Source organism: Streptomyces carpinensis, from assembly GCF_002154505.1.
GTDB classification, from domain to species: Bacteria; Actinomycetota; Actinomycetes; order Streptomycetales; family Streptomycetaceae; genus Streptomyces; species Streptomyces carpinensis.
In genome coordinates this window covers 1-19,896 of the sequence record NZ_MUBM01000078.1, presented here as the reverse complement: position 1 = coordinate 19,896, position 19,896 = coordinate 1, and the positions used below count along the sequence as shown (strand labels likewise).

Genomic DNA, 19,896 nt, shown 5'->3' with positions numbered 1-19,896 from the left:
TCAGGCTCCCAGGCGGTGCATCTCGGCGCGGAAGGACTCCTCGGTCCAGGGCTCTCCCGTGGGGGTGCGCAGCTTGCGGGAGTTGAGGCCGTCGATCACGTCGGTCAGCTCGTGGCCGTCCTTGGTGAAGATGTCCTCGAGGGTGCGCGCGAGCTTCAGCTCGTACGGGGTGGGCTCGTGGTCGCGGGTCTGGTGCGGGTCCAGGTAGGGCCAGGTCTCAGGCATCGGGCTTCTTTCCGTGCAGGTGTCAGAGGTCCAGGACAAGACGGTCCGAGGCGCACCGGGAGACGCAGATCATCATCGTCTCGCCGGCGGCGTGCTCGGCCTCGCTGAGCAGGAAGTCGCGGTGGTCGGGGGTGCCGGCGAGGACGCGGGTCTCGCAGGAGCCGCAGATGCCGTCGCGGCAGGACGAGCTGACGCTCAGCCCGGCGTTCTCGGCGGCTTCCAGGATGGAGGTGCCGGGAGCGACGTTCAGGGTCACCCCTGATGTGTGGCACTCGACCTCGAAGCCGCTGTCGTCGCCGGGGCGCTCCACGACCGGGGCGGCGAACCGCTCGATCCTCAGCTGTCCTTCGGGCACGGCCTCTTCGACCGCCTTCAGGAGCGGCTCCGGACCGCAGCAGTACACCAGCGCATCGGCCGGGAGGCCCTCGAGGGTGCCCGCCAGGTCGATGTGGCCCTGCTCGTCCTGCGGTACGAGGGTGACCTCGCCGCCGGTCAGTGCCGTCAGCTCGGCGGTGAACGCCATCGAGGCGCGCGAGCGCCCGCCGTGGATCAGCCGGTACGCGGCGCCGTCGCGGGCGGCCTGCCGGGCCATCGCCAGGATCGGCGTGATGCCGATGCCGCCCGCGATGAACACGTACGAGGCAGCCGGTTCGAGCGCGAAGTGGTTGCGCGGCCCGGCCACCCGCACAGTCTGGCCGGGCCGCAGCTTGGTGTGCACGTGGCGCGAACCGCCGCGTGAGGACGGCTCGTGGAGGATGCCCAGACGGTACACACCGGTGTCCGCCGGGTCGCCGCACAGGCTGTACTGGCGGACGTGGCCGTCCACGTGCAGGTCGAGGTGCGCGCCGGGCGTCCACGCCGGGAGCGGCTTGCCGTCGGGATGGGTCAGCTCGACGGAGAGGACGCCCTTCGCCTCCCACGTCATACGGTGGACCAGGAGGTCCAGCTCCTGCTCTGCGGTGGTGCTCATGGGTGGGCCTCCCTTACGCCGTGGGGATCTTCACCGGCGGGGTGAACGGGTTCTTCATCGGGCCGAGGGCGGCGAGGTCCACCTCGACCAGGGTGGGGCCGTCGGAGGCGACGGCGGCCGCGACGACGCCCACGGCCTCGCTCTGGTCGGCGATCCGCGCGTACGCAAGCCCGCAGGCGGCGGCGAGTTGCGCGAAGTCGGGTGTGAACAGGTCGACGCCGGAGCGGCGTTCGCTGTACTTGTCCTGCATGTTGCGCAGTACCCCGTACCCGCCGTCGTTGAAGACGACGAGTGTCACGCGCGGGCGTTCCTGGGCCAGTGTGAGCAGCTCGCCGAGGTGCACGGCGAGCCCGCCGTCACCGGCGATGACCACGGTCGGCTCCTCAGGGCGGGCGAAGGCAGCGCCGATGCCCATGGCGAGGCCCTGGCCGATGCCGCCGCCGCGAGGGAAGACGTTGGCGCGCGGATCGTGCATCGGCAGCAGGCGGTTGCCCCAGGAGGAGGAGGGGATGGTCACGTCGCGGGCGACGACGGCGCCTCGGGGAAGGGCCTCGGCGAGGGCGTCGCAGAGGGCGGCCTGGGGGCCGATGGTGTCGTGCAGGGTGGCGCGCACCTCGTCGCGGACGTCACGGATCCGGGCGGTCCAGTCGGCGTCCGCCGGCCTCGCCGCCCCGGTCAGCTGCGGCAGGACGGCGGCCGCGGTGCCGTGGAGTGCGTGCCGGACCGGGTAGACCCGGCCGAGGGCGGCGGAGTCGAGGTCGATCTGGATGTGTGCGGCGGGCAGCTCGAGGCCGTAGTCGGCGGTCTCGTTGGAGCGGAAGTGAGTGCCGATGGTGACGAGCACGTCGGCGTCCGCGAGCAGCGCGCGAGCGGCGGGGGTGGTGGCGAAGTTGCCGATGACCAGTTCGTGGTCCTCGGGTACGGCGCCCCGGCCTGAGTTGGAGGTGAGCAGCCCGGCACCGGTCGCCTCGAGGAGCGCCAAGAGCTCGCCGCGCGCGGTGCCGGCACCGCCGCCCGCCCAGATCAGCGGTCGCCGAGCGGTCGCCAACAGCCGTCGCGCATCAGCCAGTTCTTCGACGCGGGGCACGGGATGCTCGACGACCGGGGCCGCCTCGCCGGCGTCCTCCTGGGTCGCGTACTGCAGGTCGATCGGCCACTCGACGCTCGCGGGGCCGCCGGGCGCGGTGAGCGCGGCGGCGGACGCCTCGCGCAGGATGCGCCCCGCGTCCGTCGCGGAGGTGATGGTCGCGGCGTGCTTCGACACCGCCGTGAGCATCCCGAGCTGGTCCTTCGTCTCGTGGATGAAGCCGCGGCCGCTGCCGATGTACCGGGACTCGACCTGTCCGGTGATGTGCAGGACGGCCGTTCCCGAGGACAGGGCTTCGATGAGTGATCCGGCGGCGTTGCCCGCGCCGGTACCCGTCGAGGTGAGGGCGCAGCCGATGCCGCCGCGGACACGGCCGTAGGCGTCGGCGGCGTTCACGGCGCTCGCCTCGTGGCGCACCGGTACGAAACGCAGTTCGGGGTCGGCGTCGATCGCCTCCACGAGGGGCAGGTTGTGCACGGAGACGATGCCGAACACGGCGTCGATGCCGAGCGACTTGAGATGGGCGGCGAGGAGTTCGCCTCCGTTGCGGTGGGTCACTGGGGTCATGGAGGGCTCCTCAGAGGATGCCGCGGCCGACTCCGCCGCAGACGTCGATGCTGGTTCCGGTGATGTACGAGGCGCGCGGCGACAGCAGGGAGACGATCGCGTACGCGACCTCCTCGGCGCGGCCGAGCCGCCCGAGCGCGATGCCCCGGTCGGCGGCGATCTCGGCCTGCCACTCCTCATAGGTGAGTCCGCTGTCGGCGGCCGCGTGGCGGCGCGTCCACTGGCCGGTGTCGATCAGGCCCAGACACACGGAGTTGACGCGGATGCCGTCGCTCGCGAGTTCGGTGGCGAGGGACTTGGAGAGGTTGAGGATGCCGGCGCGGGCCGCGCTCGTCGTGATCAGCCGGGTCTCGGGCTGCTTGGCCAGGACGGCGTTGACGTTGACGATCGCGGCCGCGTCCGAGGCGCGCAGGTAGGAGAGGGTGGCGGCAAGCGGGTTGAGCACTCCGGAGAACTTCAGCTCGAGCTCGTCGCGCCAGTCCTCGGCGGTCGTCTCGCCGAGCGGCTTCATGCGCGACTGACCCGCGTTGTTGACCAGCGCGTCGAGTCGTCCGCCGAAGTGTGAGGCCGCGCGCTCGGCGAAGTCGGTCACGGCGTCGGCGTCGCGGACGTCGCACGCGCCGTACCACAGCCGGTCCGTGCCGGCCCTCAGGTGCGCGGACGCCTTGGCGAGCCGGTCGGCGTCGCGCCCGCAGGTGGCGACGTTGGCGCCTTCGTCGAGCAGGGCCCGGACCGTGGCCAGGCCGACACCGGAACTGCCGCCGGTGACCAGTACGGTGCGGTCGGCGAGGCCGAGATCCATGAGTGCTCCTTGCGAAGTGGTTCAGTGCATCGTGAAGCCGCCGTTGACGGCGATCACTTGGCCGGTCAGGTACCGGGACTCCTCGCCGAGGAGGAACGACACGGTCCCGACCAGGTCGTCGGGCTGCTGGGGCCGGGGGATGGCCCGGTTGTGCGCGTACAGCGCGTGCCGCTCGGCCGGTACGGTCTCCGTCGCCTCGATCTCCGTGAGTCCGGGCGCCACCGCGTTCACCGTGATGCCCTCGGGACCCAGCTCGCGGGCCATCGCCCGGGTCAGGGCGATGAGGGCGCCCTTCGAGGCGATGTAGTGGGCGAGCCGCGGCGAGCCGTAGAGCGCCGCGTCGGAGACGATGTTGACGATGCGGCCCGGGCGCGACATCAGCGGGAGCAGGTGCTTCGCGATGAGCCAGGGCCCGCGTGCGTTGACCGTCATCAGCCGGTCCCACACCTCGACGTCGATGTCGTGGAAGTACTTGCCGCCGACGCCGTTGGCCAGGGCCGCGTTGTTGACCAGCGCGTAGACGGGGCCGTGGTGCGCGATGCGGGCGGCCAGCGCCTGGACCGACGCCGGGTCGGCGACGTCCACGGGTGCGAACTCGGCCTCGCCGCCGGCGTCGCGGATGGCTGCCGCCGTGGCGGAACCCCACTCCTCGTCGAGTTCCGCGACGACGACGCGGTACCCGTCCGCGCCGGCCCGGCGGGCCATGGCCTCCCCCAGGCCACGGCCCCCGCCGGTGACGACGACCGTACGCGGCAGCTCAGTCACGGGTGATGCCGTACAGCGGCGAGTACTCGGGGTAGGTAGGCACCTGCGGCCTCTGCGTGCCGATGATCACGCAGAAGAGCGCGTCGGCATCGCCCTCGTTCTTCAGCGAACGAGTCACCCCGGCCGGTACCACGATCATGTCGCGGTAGCCGAGGGTGCGGTACTCGACCTCGTCCGGGCCGCGGTGGATGCCGACGCGGACCTGGCCCTCGAGAACGAAGAAGGCTTCCTCGACGTCGTGGTGGGTGTGGGCGGGGCCCTCGGCGCCGGGCGGCAGCAGCATGTTGGAGAAGGTGAAGCCGCCGGAGGGGATGATGCGGTTGTCGTTCTCGTGGTTGCCGGTGGCGCCGGAGCCGACGTAGCGGATCTGCGCGCGCTTGTACTGCGGGCCGGCCTTCTCCTGGAACGACAGGGTGCCCCAGTCGGGCTCGCGGGACTGCTTGGTCGCGATCAGCGAGTCGGTGTACTTGGCGAGGTCCCCGCCGTTGTCGTACTCGGTCGTGGTCAGCGGCATGGTGGTCATCCCTTGCTGGTCTCGGAATTGGTGACGATGTGGAGGTGGGACAGCAGCCAGGCGTTGAAGTGCTCGGGCTGTTCCTGGTTGGCCAGGTGACCGGCGTCCTTGACGATCACGTACGCGGTCTTGTGCAGACCGCCGGCCAGGACCTGCGAGGCCTCCGGGCCGGTGACCCGGTCCTTGTCGCCGCACAGGACGAGGGTGGGCGCGGTGACGGAGGCGAGTTCGCCGCGCAGATCGGTGGCGGCCATGGACTCGGCCGCGTGCCCGTAACCGGGGAGTCGGATCGAGGCCGCCATGGTGTCGACGACGCGCTGGACGAGCTCGTGCGGCGCGTCCTCGGACACGAGGCGGGGGCCACGCCGCCCGGCGAAGGCGCGCGGTCCGAGCTCGGCGAGCTCGCGGGCGCGGGCGCGCATTCCGGCGGCCTTCTCGGGGCTCGTGCCGGAGCCGGGCGTGGAGTCGGCGACGGTGAGCGAGACGACGAGGTCCGGGTGGCGGGTGGCGAGCCGCAGCGCGATCACGCCACCCCAGGAGACGCCGACGACGTGGGCCCGGCCGCCGCGCTCACGGACGACCGCGGCGGCGGTGTCGGCGAAGTCGTCGAGGGTGAGCCCGCCCTCCGGGTCTGCGGACTTGGCGTAGCCGGGGGCGTCCCACGCAACTACCCGGAAATCGCTTCCGAGTGCCTCCATCTGCGGTGCGAAGGCGGCGGAGGACGAACCGATGCCGTGCAGGCACAGCACGAGCGGCCCGCCGGTGCCGGTCTCCTCCAGGTGCAGCCCGGAGACGTCGTACGCGGTCACAGGATCTGCCCCGACCGTCCGGCGAGGGCCGCTAGCGAGCGCAGCACCGCGTACGGGACCACCTGGCTGGTGGCCGGGTTGGCCGCATCCGGCAGGTGGCGTACCTCGAAGCGGTAGGAGCCGTGGGGTCCGCTCGCCTCGATCACATGCGAGGTGTGCACGGCCGCCGGGTCGGCGACGACGCTGACCCGCACCGCGTCCAGGTCCCCGACCGCGAGCGCCACGGACGCGGCGACGTTGGTCGACTTGGGGAACCTGACCGGCACCTCGCGTGCGGTTCCGCGCATCACTTCGACGGGCTCTTTCGCCGAGCGCATCGCGGCCAGCAGCCGCTCGTCCATCCACGGCTGTTCGAGGGTCGAGGGCAGCTTGGTGGTCGTCAGCCTGACCTCGCTCAGCGGCCCCATCGCGCGTACCGCCTGGAGCAGGTCGAGCCCGCCGACCGCGCCGCCGGTGAAGTACACCCTCCCTGGCCCGGTGGTCAGGAGTCCCTTCGCCAGCTCGTCGTCCGTCAGCGCCCCCGTGGACGCCACGAGCAGGTCCGTACCGGATGTGAGGATCGCCCGGCCCCATTCCCGTACGACGCCCTGCCCGGCGGCCTCGACGATCAGGTCGCAGGACTCGAGGGCCTGTTCCATGGTCAGCTGCGGTGCGGGAACCGCGTCACCGAGCCGCCGGTTGTCGACGATGCCCACCAGCTCGGCCCCCGGCACCTCGCCGGCGGCGACGGCGCTGCCGACGACCCGGCCGATCGCACCCCAGCCGATGAGGCCGGTCTTGCGAACCCTGCTCATGCTGCGGCTCCTTCGGCGTCGAGGGGCGGGAGAACGGGACTGCCGTCGGGCGTGCCCGCCATGTGGGCGCGGATCCGCTTGGACGGCGGACCCGCGGTTCCCCAGGTGTCGGACAGCTCGGGCGTCCGCCGCCAGGTCCTGCAGATCCACGCGTCCTCGACGACCTGGGCGACCTCGGACGTGTACTCGCACACCAGGCCCGTCGGGTCGGTGAAGTAGGAGAAGGTGTTGTTGCCGGGACCGTGCCGGCCGGGACCCCACTCGGGGGTGACGCCGTGGTGCCTGAGCCGGCCGAGCCCCCGCATGAAGTGGTCGATGGAACTCATCTCGTACGCCACGTGGTTGAGGGAGACCCAGGGCGCCTGGTTGAAGGCGATGCAGTGGTGGTCGGTGTTGCAGCGCAGGAACGCCATCTGGTGCTCGGACCAGTCCGACACCCGCATGCCGAGCACGTCGCGGTAGAAGGCGACGGAGGCGTCGATGTCGGGGGTGTTGAGGACCGCGTGGGTGACGCCGACCGGCAGCGCCTCGTCCCGGCCGCGCGCGGCGACGGCCCAGGTGTCGGCGGAGAGCTCGATCAGCCGTCCGTCGATGTCGTGGAACCTCAGCCCGTAGCCGCCCCCGACCTGGTCGAGGGGACCGGGTTCGGTGACGAGCGCGATCCCGCGCGCCTCGAGCCGGTGCGCGGCCTGGTCCACCTCGGCGGGTGTGCCGACGGCGAAGGCGAGCCGGCCGAGGCCGACCTTCTGGGACCGGGTCAGCTGCAGGGCGTGGTGCTCCTCGCCGGTGCCGCGCAGCCAGCTCGCGCTGTGCTCGGCCTCGACGACCTCCAGGCCCCACACCTCCTCGTAGAAGTCGGCGGCCGCACTGAACTTCGGGGTGAGCAGCTCGACCGAGCGCAGCGCGCGCAGCCGGGCGATCGGGGGGTGGTTCATCAGGAAATCTCCCGGACAGATACGTCAGTTGGCCCAGGGCAGCGGCCCGGTGTCGGTGCCCCAGTACAGGGACTTCTGCCGCTGGTAGGTGCGGATCAGGTCGCGGCCCTTCTCGGTGCCGAGCCCGGAGTCCTTCATGCCGCCGAAGGGGGTGGAGATGGAGAACTGCTTGTATGTGTTGATCCAGACGGTTCCCGCCTCGATCCGCCGCCCGAGCCGCCACGCGGCGCGCGCGTCCCGCGTCCAGATGCCGCAGGCCAGTCCGTAGACAGAGTCGTTGGCCTGGGCGACGAGCTCGTCCTCGTCGTCGTAGGCGAGCGCGACGAGCACCGGGCCGAAGATCTCCTCCTGGCAGGCGCGGGCCGAGTTGGGCAGGGAGTCGATCACGGTCGGCAGGTAGTACGCCCCTTTCGTGTACTGCTCGCCCTGGGGTGCGGCGCCTCCGCAGAGCACCCGCCCGCCCTCCTGGCGCGCCAGCTCGACGTACGAGGCGACCGCGTCGCGGTGCTCGTGGTGCACGAGTGGTGCCACCTGCGTGTCGGGGGAGGTGCCCGGGCCCACCCGCAACTTCCGGACACGGGCCGCGAGTTCGCCGACGAACGAGTCGTACAGCGACGAGTGGACGAAGAGCCGCGAACCGGCGATGCAGGACTGGCCGCTCGACGAGAAGATCCCGTACATCACGCCCGCGAGGGCCTGTTCGACGTCCGCGTCCTCGCGCACGATCGTCGGCGACTTGCCGCCGAGTTCGAGCGAGGCGGGAATCAGCTTGTCGGCGGCGGCGTGTGCGATGCCGCGCCCGGTACCGGTCCCGCCCGTGAAGCCGATCCGGCCGACGAGCGGGTGTCTGACGATCGCGTCGCCCACGATGCCGCCCTTGCCCGGCAGGACGGCGAGCAGCGCGGTCGGCAACTCGGCCTCGGTGAGGACCTGGTGGACCAGGCGCCCGAACGCGAGGGACACCAGCGGCGTCCACTCGGCGGGCTTGAGCAGGACGGCGTTCCCTGCGGCGAGGGCCGGCGCGACCTTCTGCGCGTCCGAGGCGATCGGTGAGTTCCACGGGTTGATCGCACCGACGACGCCGATCGGCTCGTACACGCTCATCGTCAGGTACGGACCCCGCGACGGCGTGAGCGCGTCCTCGGCGGTCTCCAGCGCCGCTGCCGTGTACCGGAAGGTACCGGCCGCGCTCGTCGCCAAGGCGCGGGTCTCACCGAGGGTCTTGCCGGTGTCGGCCGTCTGCAGGGCGGACAGCTCCTCGGCGTGCTCCTCGATCACGTCCCCGATCCGGTACAGGATGCGGGCGCGCTGGTGGGGAAGGAGGTCGCGCCAGATCGGCGCGGCGGCGGCCGCGGCGGCGGCGCGCGCGGCCTCCTCCACGTCCTCCACCGATGCGGCGTGCACGGTGGTGATGACGGTGCCGTCGGCCGGGTTCACGGTGTGGATGGGCAGGCCGCCACCGCGTCGCCAGTGGCCCGCGATGAGTATCTCGTCGGCTGGGACACGTGGCATGGGGACCTCCGGAAAGGGGCTGTGCGGGGACCTCCGCACGCGGCGGGCCGTTGACCTCGGCCGCTGTGTCGAAGTGCTAGAAATCTAAGGGCTTAACTAATTTGGTCGCAAGGGATCCGCGGGAACGAATTTTCATCGAGGTCAGATGTAAGGCTTGCCTAACCTCGGAAGGCTGCCGGTAGAACTTTAGGCCTGAGATGTTCAGGGCCTACGCAAACAGGTAGACGGCACGTCCTTGCATCCCGCCTCACCCTCCCCTGTCCCTACCTTCCTCTCCCTACCCTCATCGCCGCCCGGCACGCGGTTGCCCCGTCGTGCCCGCGCAGCCTGTACCCTCCCGTGCGGCCCCGCTCGCTCACGGCCGTACGGATCCGGAGGCCATCCATGACGATCGACGCCCCCCGCGCCGCAAGAGGTCGGCCCGGCGACTCGGCCGCGCTCGCGGCCGCCATCGGCGCCCGCTTCGAACGCCTGCCGCTGTGCCGCTGGCAGGTGATGGTCCGGCTCATCGTCGGCACCGCCACCTTCTTCGAGGCGTTCGACCAGCTCCTGATCGCGTACGCGCTGCCGCAGCTGCGCACCGAGTGGCACCTGGGCACCGGCCACGCCACTGCCCTGATGACCGTCGGCTCGATCGGCCTGCTCGTCGGCGCACTGGTGTCGGGCCGGCTCGCCGACCGCGTGGGCCGGGTCAAGGTCATCGCGGGCTGTATCGCGCTGGCCAGCCTCTGCAACCTGGCGCTCACGCTCTGCACCTCACCCGAACCCTTCATGGCGATCCGCTTCGTCCAGGGCACGGCCATCGGCGGCGAGGTACCGATCGCCGCCACCTTCATCGCGGAGATCACCCGCGCCCACCAGCGCGGTCGCTTCGTGCTCCTCTTCGAACTGGTCTTCCCGGCCGGCCTGACCGCGGGCGCGCTCGTCGCCTACTGGCTGGTACCCCTGCTCGGCTGGCGCTGGATGTTCGGCCTCGCGGCCCTCCCCGCCCTCCTGTGCATCGCCGTCGTCCGCTGCGTACCGGAATCACCGCGCTGGCTCGCCGACCACGGCAAGCACGAGAAGGCCCTGGCCACGATGGCGTCGATCGAGGAGAAGGTCGAAAGGGCCACCGGCGCCCCGCTGCCGGATCTGCGGCCCGCACCGCCCGCACCGCCCCACGGCACGGGTGGCCTGCGGGAACTGCTGAGCGGCAGGTACGGCAAGCGCATGCTCGTCATCGGGCTTCTCTGGTTCACCGGCTACTTCGCGAACTACGGCATCACCTCCTGGCTACCGACCATCTACGGAGCCCGTTTCCACCTCGACCTGTCGACAGCGCTCCTCTACTCGACGGTGACGAGCTGCGCGGGCCTGCTCGGCTGCCTGATCGTCGCCCTCACCGTCGACCGGGTCGGCCGCCGCAACACGTTGATCTGGTGCATGGCCGCCGCGGCGCTCTGCCTGCTCCCCCTGGGCCTGTCGGCCGGCAGCTCCGCCGTCGGCGTCCTGATCTGGACATCCCTGGCCGCGGTCTTCCTCTTCGGCACCAACATCTGCCTCTACCTCTACACGCCAGAGCTCTTCCCCACCCGCATTCGAGCGCTGGGCGCCAGCGTGGGCGGCGCGATGAACCGCCTGGGCGTGATCCTCGGCCCGATCGTGGTGGGCACGATCTACGCGGACGGCGCGCTCGGCACGGTCTTCGTGACACTGGCGGCCGTCGCCCTCGTCGGCTCGCTGACGGCGCTGGCCGGGGCGGAGGAGACGAGCGGACGCACCCTGGAGGACGTCGCGCCATAAGGGCGCCGGCGGCGGGCCTGTGGCGGGCAGGGCGACGGAGCATCAGCCGCGGGGGAGGGGGCAGTAGGAGAAGATCGCTGCAACGCCATCGATGTCCGTGCCAGCTACGGGCTCCCGCTCCGCAGCTGGTTTCCCTGCCGCCTGGTCCATCCTGGCCGGGGCGCTGCGAGCCGGAGGCGGGGGGTGTCCAGGACACAGCAGTCGGCAGTGGCCGCCGCGCATCGCGCGCACACTTCCGTGATCCACCACAGCCTGCCGGTGCGGTCCGCGTACACCGTCAGAACGCGGGCGGGCCGCGGCCGGCGGCGGGATCGGTACGGTGCGGCGGTCCGGTGAAGGCGAGGCCTCCGTCTCCAGCCAGGACCCTGAAGGGCTGAAACGGTCGGCCGAGTTCGCCCTCCGTAACCACGGCACCGCCGACGGACGCATCACCACCGCCCTGGCCTTCCGGGTGTCCTCCGGACCGACCCTCCCCAAACGACGTCGGGCGCCCAAGGCCGCAACCGATTTGGGTGCTGACGTCACGCCAGGGCCCGCATTGACCAACGACATCCCCTTCGCGGGGAGCGGGGCCTTCCCGTCTTTCACGGAGGGAGAGCAGGGCCTCCCCGCGTTTCAGTCATCGGCCCCTGCACGGCATGCGCATGGCATGTAACACAGAGAAACGCGCTCGACACGCCTGAGTGGGGTGGCTCGTAACACGTCGCTGTGAGGATCTCTTCGTCTTTCAAGATCACCACCGGTTCTCGGATACCGGTGGTGCGTCCTACTGAAAGGGGATCCGCCAGATGGCAGAGCCTCAGCCGGGATTGGGCACCAGCCGACGTGGTTTCCTGCGGGCTGTCGGCATCACCGGTGGTGCCGGGGCCATGTTCGCCACCATGGGTGCCCTCGGGCTCGCCCCCACCCCCGCCTACGCCGCCGAGAAGGATGCGCCCTTCATCGCTCCTCGACGCGGTGACTTCACCCTCCAGGGCCGGGGCGGCAAGCCCGCCAAGGTCATCGTCATCGGCGGCGGCATAGCCGGCCTCACCTCGGCCTACGAGCTCGGCAAGGCCGGATACGACTGCACCGTCCTCGAGGCCCGCGACCGTGTCGGCGGCCGCAACTTCACCGTGCGCGGCGGTGACACCGTCGCCGACCTGAATGGTGTCGACCAGAAGGTGACCTTCAGCCAGGGCCAGTACATGAACTGCGGTCCGGCCCGTCTCGCCCAGTGGATGAGCACCCTGGACTACTGCCGAGAGCTCGCGGTACCGGTCGAGGTGTTCACCAACACCAACGCCGGCGCCCTCATCTACAACGAGTCCACCGGCATGAAGGCCCCTGTCGCCTACCGCACCGCCAAGGCCGACGTGTACGGCTACGTCTCCGAGCTGCTCGCCAAGGCCACCAACGTCGGCGCCCTCGACGCCGAGCTGACCGCCGACGACAAGGAGCGGCTGCTCGCCTTCCTGAAGAGCTACGGCTCCCTCGGCTCCGACTACAAGTACACCGGCACCGAGCACCGCGGCTTCAGTGCCGATCCCGGCGCCGCGGGCACCCCAGGCGTGCAACTCGGCGACATACCGTCCCTGTCCGAGGTCTTCGCCTCCAACGTCGGCCGTTACTTCTCCTTCGAGTTCGGCTACGACCAGGCCATGCTGATGTTCCAGCCGGTCGGCGGCATGGACGCGATACCCATGGCGTTCGCCAAGGCCATCGGGCACGACAAGATCCTCACCGGCGCAGCGGTCACCGACGTCAGGAACGCCTCCGACGGCGTCGAGGTCACCTACACCCGTAACGGCAACACCAAGGTCCTCAAGGGGGACTACTGCATCGCCACGCTGGCGCCCTGGATCCTCGCCCGGACCTCCCACAACCTCGGCTCCACAGTGCAAACCGCCCTGCAGGCCGTGCGGCCCTCCCAGGCCTCCAAGATCGGCCTGGAGTACAAGAGCCGCTGGTGGGAGACCGACTTCAAGATCATGGGCGGTATCACCGAGACCGACCTGGACCTGGACCACATCTGGTACCCGTCCTACGGTCACCTCGGCGAGCGGGGCACCGTCATCGGCTACTACAACACCGGCTCCCACTCCGACACCTACTCGGCACTCACACCGGCCCAGCGGCTGGAGCGCGCCGTCAGCCAGGGCGTGAAGATCCACGGCGAGAAGTACCGCTCGGAGCTCGCCGCCTGGTACTCGCACCAGTGGAAGCTCGCCCCGCACATCGAGGCCGCCTGGCACTCCATGTCCGGCGGCCCCGACGCCCCAGCGTTCGCCCCGCTCAACCAGGCTCAAGGCAACGTCTACTTCGCCGGCGACTACCTGAGCTACCTCGACGCCTGGCAGTGCGGCGCGATCTCCTCCGCCCGCAAGGTCGTCACTGCACTGCATCAGCGGGTTCTGTCGTCCTGACCTGCCGTTCCTCTCGCAGACGCCCGTGGCCGTGGGGCTGACACGAAATGACGTGTAGTTCGCAGGTCTGGCTGAGATCGGGTCGAAGCAAATCGTGAGGCCGAGGCTGTTGGCTTCCTTCATCATGCGTCGCATGGCGCGTTCGGGATCACGGCGGCTGAAGTAGTCGGCCCCGAGGTCGCGGTAGGGGACTTTGTCGTGCAACACGTGCCAGATCGCGATGGCCAGTTTGTGCATGACGGCAACCAGGGCTCGTTTGCCGCCGCGGCGGGCTGCGACGCGACGGTACAACACGAACAGATAGGAGTTCTTGTCGCGGATGGCGGCAGCGCTTCCCCGGGTCTGGTCTGAAGGAGCTAAGCGCGCCCGGCACAACCGTGATCTCCGCGGCGGCCGCTATCGCGTGCCCGAACGCGGCGATCTACCAGCGCCGTACTCGCGACCCGGAGTTCACCAAGGCCATGGACGTGACGAGCCACGCCACCTGGCAGGCCAAACCCAAGGGGTGAAACCAGGGAGTGTCTGCCTCGTTGAACCGGTAGGCACGCCTGGTTGCGTCCCCCAGCAGCCGTGTCCGCTCGGGGGCGCCCTGCCTCCCTGACCGGTGGGGCGCCCCCGACTCACCGCGGCCGCGTCACCGTGAGCACGGCGTGCCGGGTGCTGCCGGCGAGGACCTCGACGATGGGCTGCCCGCGTCGAGGGTCCGGTAGGGCTCACCCGCGCCGGTCACGCCGTGCCCGGCTGCATCCGGGCCGGTCAGGCGCACACCGATCTGGGTGGAGAGAAGAGTCGTCAGGCGCTGCGACAAAGCCTTGCGTCCGCCCGGGGAGTCGTACGGTCAGACGTTGCGGCAGCGCGGACGCAGTCAGGCCTTGGCCGCCGAATGCATCGGCGATCTACTGGACGGTCTTCTCCCGCTCGACGTGCCCCCGGCGCACCGGTCATCGTCGCCGAACCGTGATGTCCTGCATTCGGTGCAGACTGCGATGAACAAGAGATTCAGGGCGGAGGAAGCTGCCGGTGTGGAGAAGGTAGGTGACGGCCGGAGCCCCACCATGCAGTTCAGCAGACCGTTGGCGGGCCCCGCTGGGGACCGATAATGCTCCAACAGAAGCGCCTGCAACCCCCGCGATCAGCGAATGGCCGGCCGGCCTGGCACCCCTGCCAGGGCGGTACCAGCGGGTGCTCGGTCTTGACAATGATGGCGGTACTCGCGACGTCCAGGCGTTCTTCAGAGCGCGTCGAAGATCGTCGAGTGGGTCGGCAAGCTGATCCAGAACGTCGTCGGCGAAGCTCATCGCGGTGGCCGTCGGCGTTGACACCCACACCGATCAGGGCATGCACGTTGATGACCCGGCCGCCCTCCCGGATCTTCTGGGTCAGCGCGTCCACGCAGACGAACGCATACGGTCCGGCGTCCAGCGGCCGGTTGCGAAACGCAGTGACCTGCTCGTCCAGGTGCCGGACCATCGCCGAGACCTGCGACTTCGACAACTGCGTGACACCAAGGGACTCGGCCGGCTTCTCGATCCGGCGAGTGGACACGCCCAGCAGATAGGCGGTGGCCACAACCGAGATGAGGGCCTGCTCGGCCGTCGACGTCGCTCCAGCAGCCAGCTCGGGAAGTTGCGGACTGAGTTTGGGGATGGCGACGGTCCCGGCCCACGTGCCCCACTTGTGGAGGCGATAGCCGTTTGCGGTGGCAGACTCGCTCGTCGCTGACCTGCCTGAATTCGGCGTTGCAGAGTGCGTCGGCCTCCGCGGACATGAGCGCGTCGGCGAACGTCTTGACCATCGCACGCAGCAGATCGGGACTCGCCGCGGCGAGGTCGTCTTCCGCGAAGGCGTGCAGGGGCACACTGTTTGGTGCGGTCATCGTGCTGATTTCCTTCGAGCTTCGACAGCTCGAAGATCAGCCGGTGGGCCGTTCTTGTATTCGGGCAACGGATGCAACCCTGTTTACGGCTGCTTGATGCTGATGCGGCGGATCCACTCGCCCTCGGGCGGGGTAGCGATTCACATGCGGTTCCCCTGCAGAGCCGTGCCAGAACGGTCGGCGCGGCGGCCGTTGACGGGGTCGGCGTAGGCATCGGCTCGGGTGGCCAGGTAGGGGAAGTGCTCGTCGCATTGCTTGACCTTGTCCATAGCGGTGTGGGTGCCGCTCAGGTTCTGGCTGGGGGTTTCGCCGGGCAGGTCGGCGGTGCAGGCGATACCGATGGACATGCTCGGCTGCAGGTTCAGCCCGTCGTACTGAAAGGTCTGCTGCGGCTGCTCGCGAAGCGCTGCGGTGTCCGCGAGGTCGGACGAGAGCCTGGCACGGGGGAGAGGGGGTCTGGCGGAACGGCGCCGAGTTCTACCGGCTGGCATGTGGAATCAGATGGCGCCAGGTTTTGTTGTAATCAACATATATAGATGTTTTCCGGCCGTACCGCCGCCCGACTGCACGGCTCCCCGATGAGGGGGTGGCATGCCGCACCGCTGCCACCACCGTTCCACCGAGCCTTACTGCCGTGGGCGCCGGCCGCCGGTGCGCAGGAAGAGTGACGCCCATGGCCAAGCCCCGGCTACAGTCCGCCTCCCACCATTACGTCTCCGGCTGGTGCTCGACGACCCTGCACTCCCGCTGCGCGCGCAGGTACGCGGGGACCGCGTGCTGCTGCCCGTGTCACGGGTCGACCGCCGTTGTCGAGTCAGCCTCCGCGTCGGGTGAGACGGAGATGCTCAGCGCCTCCGGTGAAGCCGCGGTGTGATGCCCGCTTGAGGAGACTTCACGCGATACCCGTTCCGGCCTGGGTCGGCAAGAGCCGCCTGCACGATGCCCGCATCATCCTCGTCGACGAGGCGACGGGCGAGACGCTGGCCAGCTGACCGAAGCCTGAGTCGGCTTACGGCTGAGACGACGTGTAGGGCGCGGTGAGGGCCGGGCAGCCTGCTGCTGGACAGCACCGAGGACCAGGTGCCACCGGTGCCGGGCGGTCAGGCACACTGGAGAGTGCTCCGATCTCGTGACGGGGACTGGAGCGGTCTGGGACGGCTGCCCCTTTGCCGATGCTGCGGCCGTCCCGGGGCCGCTACCGCCGATCGCCCCGTGGGGTGGACGCTGCGGCAGTCGAGCGGGGCGTCGGCGAGGGTCTCCCTGCCGCTCTTCCTCGGTCTGCAGTCGGATGTCGACGTAGCCGTGGCCTCAGGTGCACGGCACGGTGAGGGCGTGGACGTTGCGGGACCTGTCCCATTCGGTGATGCGCAGCGTGCGGTGCAGCCAAAGCCCGCCGTCCAGCCAGGCCACCCGCCTGCTCACTGTCGCCGGCGACCGGCCGCAGCTGGTCCCGGTCGATACGGATCATGTCCGCGAGCGCGTGCGCGTCGCCCTTGTCGCTCTTGGCGCCGGACGTGCCGTACCGCTCCTTGAACCGGGCGACCTGCCTGGGCTTGATCGCGTAGACCTGGTAGTCGGAGGCGATCAGGGCCTGCACCCACGAGCCCCTGTCGGTCTCGATCCCCACCACCACCGCGGCCGGATCCAGGGCCTCGCCGCCGTGCTTGGCGAGGAGCTCGTGCAGCTTCGCGCTCCCCTGCACGCCCTCGGACAGCCTCATCGCAGCGAGTTTCCGGCCCGCCTCGTCCTGGACCTCGACGTCATGAGAGTCTTCGGCCCAGTCATCGCCGATCAGCAGCAACTTCCCCTCCTTGCACGGCGCTTCGCTTCCTGCAGCCCGCGGAAGGCGGCGCGCGGCCTAATGGATCCAGTGCTCACGCGCCACTGCCCGGCGGGCACGCCACCCCATCAGCGGTCTGGCCTCCCGGCCGACCAGCAGGGGCACGGTCTGACACCAGAACTCGACTGCTTCCGGCGAGCAAAGTGCTCACCTGCTGGCGGCTACGGCACCGAGTCTCTCCGACCCGGCAGCTCCCATCAGGCCGGCTGCTCCTGGCTGTCCTTTCCGATTGTGGAGGTCTTTGCCGTCTCGGCCGCCGTGTAGAAGACGGAGGAGCCCTGCTTGCTGCGCTGGGCCTGGTTCTTGGCCACCAGCCCTTCGAGCGTGGTGCGCACGACGGTGTTCTTGATGTCGCGCTCGGGGTGCTGCTGCCCCAGTGCGGTGGTGATCTCGGCTGCGGAGCGCGGCTCCTTCTGCGCGGTCAGGTACTCGCGGACGATCTCGACGAGGGTGCGCTGCGCCGCCGGCGAAGCCGCCGTCTTGCCCGCGGCCTTCTTCGTGACGCTCTTCTTGGCGGCCGGCTTCCGGGAAGGAGATGCGGACTTCTTGGCCTGCGTCCGCTTGCCCTGGCTCGGTCCGGCGGTGGCCTTCTTGCGGGGGGCGGGCACTGCCTTGGCGGTACGGCGGGTCGTGGGCTTCTGAGGCGCTGAGGTCACGCCCAGGGCCTGCTGGATGCTGACCAGGACGGCATGTTCCTGCTGGAGGGTGGCCAACTGTTCCTGCAGCGCCGCGAGGTCACTGCTGACCCGCTCCTGCTCCTTGAGGTTGTTCTCAAGGTCGGTGGCCACCTGAGAGGCGTACTGCGTTGACAGGCCGGTAGCCGCTGTCTCGGTCTTGGACATGAGAGTTGTCGCTCCTTCAAAGTCGGCAGAGCCTGTTTGCTGAAACCCTATAGACGTATGCGAACTAGAACACATGTTTCATTAGGTGTGGTGCTTGGGTGCTGTGGCGGTTACTGCTGCAAGTCGTGTTCCCCCTTGATAGTACGGAACAAAGACATGCGTTGCTCTTTCCCGCAGCCCGAACGCCAACTGGTGTGCTGGTCACCGTGTTTATTGCGGGGTGCATGCGAGCGCGCACTGGTGGAGTGAACACACATCACCGGGTTGCCGTTCGCGCCTTTCGTTGCCAAGGGTGCCGGCACCCAATAGCTGAGCAGCTCTTCCTGCTGTTGTACCGGAGGGCACCGCACGCGTGCGCCGACGTGACCGTGTCCTTCTTCATCGGCTTCCCAGCGGGCGTGTCGCAGTAGCCGCTGTATTGGTCCGGGGTGGTCATCGTCTGCTCGTTCGGCCAGCTGTCAGCAGTTCTTCGGCTCGGTTCCGGACGGCGGCCCGAGCAGAAATGCGCGAACGGTCCGCCGCGGTTCCACGCCCACGCGCACCGCGGATCGCACGGCGATGGCGAGGGCCACGCGGTGGCGGCTGGTCGCCTTCCGCGATGACGTCCCCCTCACCGTACAGGCCGGTGCGGAAGCCGCCTTGGAGGTGTTCCAGCCTGCTGGACGCCTGGGGCAGCCCCCACGACGGTGTCACGCTGCTCGGCCACGACACTCGGGCCGAGGCGGCCCTGGCCGTGCCCGCCACGGGCCCGACCTGCTTCAGGTGCTGCGGACGGAGGACGACATCAAAGTCCCGGCGCCGAGGCCGTTACCCGCCTCCTCGCCGGTGTCGCGTACGGTGCGCGTCTGCCCGGCGGCCACGGCGGCCGTCTTCGCCGACGGCGCCTGGCGCCTCGCCCTCGCCACTGGCACCTGGTCCAAGCTGAAACCCGCCTACGTCGGCGACCTCGCACGGCAGCGGCCACGACAGCGCCGGATCGGCGAACTGACCGACCGGTCCAGCGAGATGAACGCTGCGCTCGCCGCGCTCGACGACCGGCTGCGCATCCTGGCCGCCCGCCGCGTCCGCTCGGACGCCGATCGGGCAGCCCGCCCCGACTACCGGGAACTCGATGCCCGGCGCCGTGACTGGGACCGTGCCGAGGAAAGGGCTGCCGCCCGGGACGACGCCGTACGCGACGCCGCCGCACGCTCGGCCCGGTGCGAGTCCGAGGCGCCGGGCGCCCTGCGCACGCTCAGCCGCCGGCCCGACGAACAGGGACTGCACACCGACCGAAGCCGACTGCGTGAACTGTCCGGCCACCTGGACCGGTTCCGGGACACCGCCGACACGTGGGCGCACGCGCCCGCCTCGCGGCCTTCGCCGCCGAGCGAGCCCAGCAGCTGTCCGCACAGGCGGATCGCACACGCCAGGTCGCCGACGAACGGGCCGAGGACGCGGCCGCCGCCGAGGTTGAGGCGGAGGTGCTGAGGGCGCGTCTGGAGGCGGTGGAGGCCACCGTCGACGAGGATCACCGACAGGTCGTCGCCCCTCTGGCCGAGGCACGCAGCGAACTTCGGCGCCGCCGGGAGGAAGCCGCCCAGGCGGGGGATCGCCTGTTCCGGCTGGAAGGGCGTATCCGAGAACTGCACGCCACGAGCAGACAGGACGCCGAACGGCGCGAGCAGGCTGTCGTGTTCCGGGACGACGCGGCGAGCCGGTTCCGGCACCTGCGCCGCACGGGCCTTGCCGAAGACGCCGGTCTCGCCCTTGAGGGCGGTGCCAAGGCCATCCTGGAAGCCGCCCGCGCGACTGCGGCGAAATGGCCCGGCACCCTGCACGCGCCGCGCAACCTCAGCGACGCCGCGACCCGCCTTTCCAAAGCCGTGCACGGCGCCGGGCAGCGCCTCGGCGCCCGTGCCGACCTGGACCGGGAGCCCGACGACGATATCCAGCTTTCTACCGCCACCCTGGACGGCGTGCGCGTCGGGGTGACCGGCTTGCTCACGACCCTCAACCAGGAACGCGACCGCAGCCGCGACGACATCACCGCGGTCGAGCGCCGCCTGTTCGATCAGATCCTCACCGGCGACATCCGCCGCCGCCTCGCCGCCTGTATCCGTCAGGCCGGTGAACTCATCGACCGCATGAACAGCCACCTGGACCAGGTCTAAGAGGGTTTCTCGAAACCG

General features: G+C 70.1%; 18 protein-coding genes. 4 read left to right on the top strand and 14 right to left on the bottom strand.

All coding sequences use genetic code 11. From position 1 onward, the window contains the following. From BZY54_RS11375 to BZY54_RS11330, 10 genes are read right to left on the bottom strand one after another with little or no spacing between them, the layout of a single operon-like run. A complete protein-coding gene (locus tag BZY54_RS11375; protein WP_086725045.1) occupies positions 1-225 on the bottom strand; it encodes a recombinase-like helix-turn-helix domain-containing protein in 225 nt (74 codons plus the stop codon). 22 nt (positions 226-247) lie between these two features. Beyond that, complete coding sequence (locus BZY54_RS11370) at positions 248-1,195, bottom strand: PDR/VanB family oxidoreductase (RefSeq protein ID WP_086725044.1); 948 nt, start codon at positions 1,193-1,195, stop codon at positions 248-250. Positions 1,196-1,208: 13 nt separating this feature from the next. After that, on the bottom strand, positions 1,209-2,849 hold the full coding sequence (locus BZY54_RS11365) for a thiamine pyrophosphate-binding protein (protein ID WP_086725043.1): 1,641 nt from the start codon (positions 2,847-2,849) through the stop codon (positions 1,209-1,211). Positions 2,850-2,859: 10 nt separating this feature from the next. Continuing rightward, complete coding sequence (locus tag BZY54_RS11360; protein ID WP_086725042.1) at positions 2,860-3,651, bottom strand: SDR family oxidoreductase; 792 nt, start codon at positions 3,649-3,651, stop codon at positions 2,860-2,862. Positions 3,652-3,672: 21 nt separating this feature from the next. Further along, on the bottom strand, positions 3,673-4,416 hold the full coding sequence (locus BZY54_RS11355) for an SDR family oxidoreductase (RefSeq protein WP_086725041.1): 744 nt from the start codon (positions 4,414-4,416) through the stop codon (positions 3,673-3,675). Further along, positions 4,409-4,930 carry a cupin domain-containing protein gene (locus tag BZY54_RS11350; RefSeq protein WP_086725060.1) on the bottom strand — a complete coding sequence of 174 codons (522 nt, stop codon included), beginning with the start codon at positions 4,928-4,930 and terminating at the stop codon, positions 4,409-4,411. Before BZY54_RS11350 ends, BZY54_RS11355 begins: the two co-directional genes overlap by 8 nt. 5 nt (positions 4,931-4,935) lie before the next feature. Next, positions 4,936-5,739, bottom strand: a complete 804-nt coding sequence (locus tag BZY54_RS11345) for an alpha/beta fold hydrolase (protein ID WP_086725040.1) — start codon at positions 5,737-5,739, stop codon at positions 4,936-4,938. Further along, the gene (locus BZY54_RS11340) at positions 5,736-6,533 is read right to left on the bottom strand and encodes an aspartate dehydrogenase domain-containing protein (RefSeq protein ID WP_086725039.1); all 798 of its coding nucleotides are present in this window, start codon (positions 6,531-6,533) and stop codon (positions 5,736-5,738) included. The genes BZY54_RS11345 and BZY54_RS11340 overlap by 4 nt, the downstream gene beginning before the upstream one ends. Beyond that, positions 6,530-7,468 carry a VOC family protein gene (locus tag BZY54_RS11335; RefSeq protein ID WP_086725038.1) on the bottom strand — a complete coding sequence of 313 codons (939 nt, stop codon included), beginning with the start codon at positions 7,466-7,468 and terminating at the stop codon, positions 6,530-6,532. Before BZY54_RS11335 ends, BZY54_RS11340 begins: the two co-directional genes overlap by 4 nt. 24 nt (positions 7,469-7,492) lie before the next feature. Then, entirely contained in the window at positions 7,493-8,980 is a 1,488-nt protein-coding gene (locus tag BZY54_RS11330) for an aldehyde dehydrogenase family protein (protein WP_086725037.1), read from the bottom strand. 384 nt (positions 8,981-9,364) lie between these two features. Here BZY54_RS11330 and BZY54_RS11325 point away from each other — a divergent pair, with 384 nt between their 5' ends. The 3 genes from BZY54_RS11325 (at position 9,365) to BZY54_RS54725 (ending at position 13,676) form a co-directional block, all read left to right on the top strand. Then, positions 9,365-10,762, top strand: coding sequence for an MFS transporter (locus BZY54_RS11325; RefSeq protein WP_086725036.1), 1,398 nt, complete (start codon positions 9,365-9,367; stop codon positions 10,760-10,762). Positions 10,763-11,550: 788 nt separating this feature from the next. Then, the gene (locus tag BZY54_RS11320) at positions 11,551-13,167 is read left to right on the top strand and encodes a flavin monoamine oxidase family protein (protein ID WP_086725035.1); all 1,617 of its coding nucleotides are present in this window, start codon (positions 11,551-11,553) and stop codon (positions 13,165-13,167) included. 377 nt (positions 13,168-13,544) lie between these two features. Continuing rightward, positions 13,545-13,676: a hypothetical protein gene (locus tag BZY54_RS54725; RefSeq protein ID WP_279634677.1), complete on the top strand. Its 132-nt coding sequence runs from the start codon at positions 13,545-13,547 to the stop codon at positions 13,674-13,676. A gap of 553 nt (positions 13,677-14,229) precedes the next feature. Here BZY54_RS54725 and BZY54_RS11315 read toward each other — a convergent pair. The 4 genes from BZY54_RS11315 to BZY54_RS11295 form a co-directional block, all read right to left on the bottom strand. Further along, positions 14,230-14,967, bottom strand: a complete 738-nt coding sequence (locus BZY54_RS11315) for a transposase (protein WP_158103840.1) — start codon at positions 14,965-14,967, stop codon at positions 14,230-14,232. 216 nt (positions 14,968-15,183) lie between these two features. After that, positions 15,184-15,390: a hypothetical protein gene (locus tag BZY54_RS11310; RefSeq protein ID WP_086725033.1), complete on the bottom strand. Its 207-nt coding sequence runs from the start codon at positions 15,388-15,390 to the stop codon at positions 15,184-15,186. Positions 15,391-16,238: 848 nt separating this feature from the next. Beyond that, entirely contained in the window at positions 16,239-16,844 is a 606-nt protein-coding gene (locus BZY54_RS53050; RefSeq protein ID WP_244217098.1) for an IS110 family transposase, read from the bottom strand. A gap of 236 nt (positions 16,845-17,080) precedes the next feature. After that, on the bottom strand, positions 17,081-17,725 hold the full coding sequence (locus tag BZY54_RS11295) for a hypothetical protein (RefSeq protein ID WP_086725031.1): 645 nt from the start codon (positions 17,723-17,725) through the stop codon (positions 17,081-17,083). A gap of 1,331 nt (positions 17,726-19,056) precedes the next feature. Here BZY54_RS11295 and BZY54_RS53045 point away from each other — a divergent pair. After that, positions 19,057-19,878 (top strand): hypothetical protein, encoded by an 822-nt coding sequence (locus tag BZY54_RS53045; protein ID WP_244217097.1) that lies wholly within the window; start codon positions 19,057-19,059, stop codon positions 19,876-19,878. Positions 19,879-19,896: the final 18 nt, after the last annotated feature.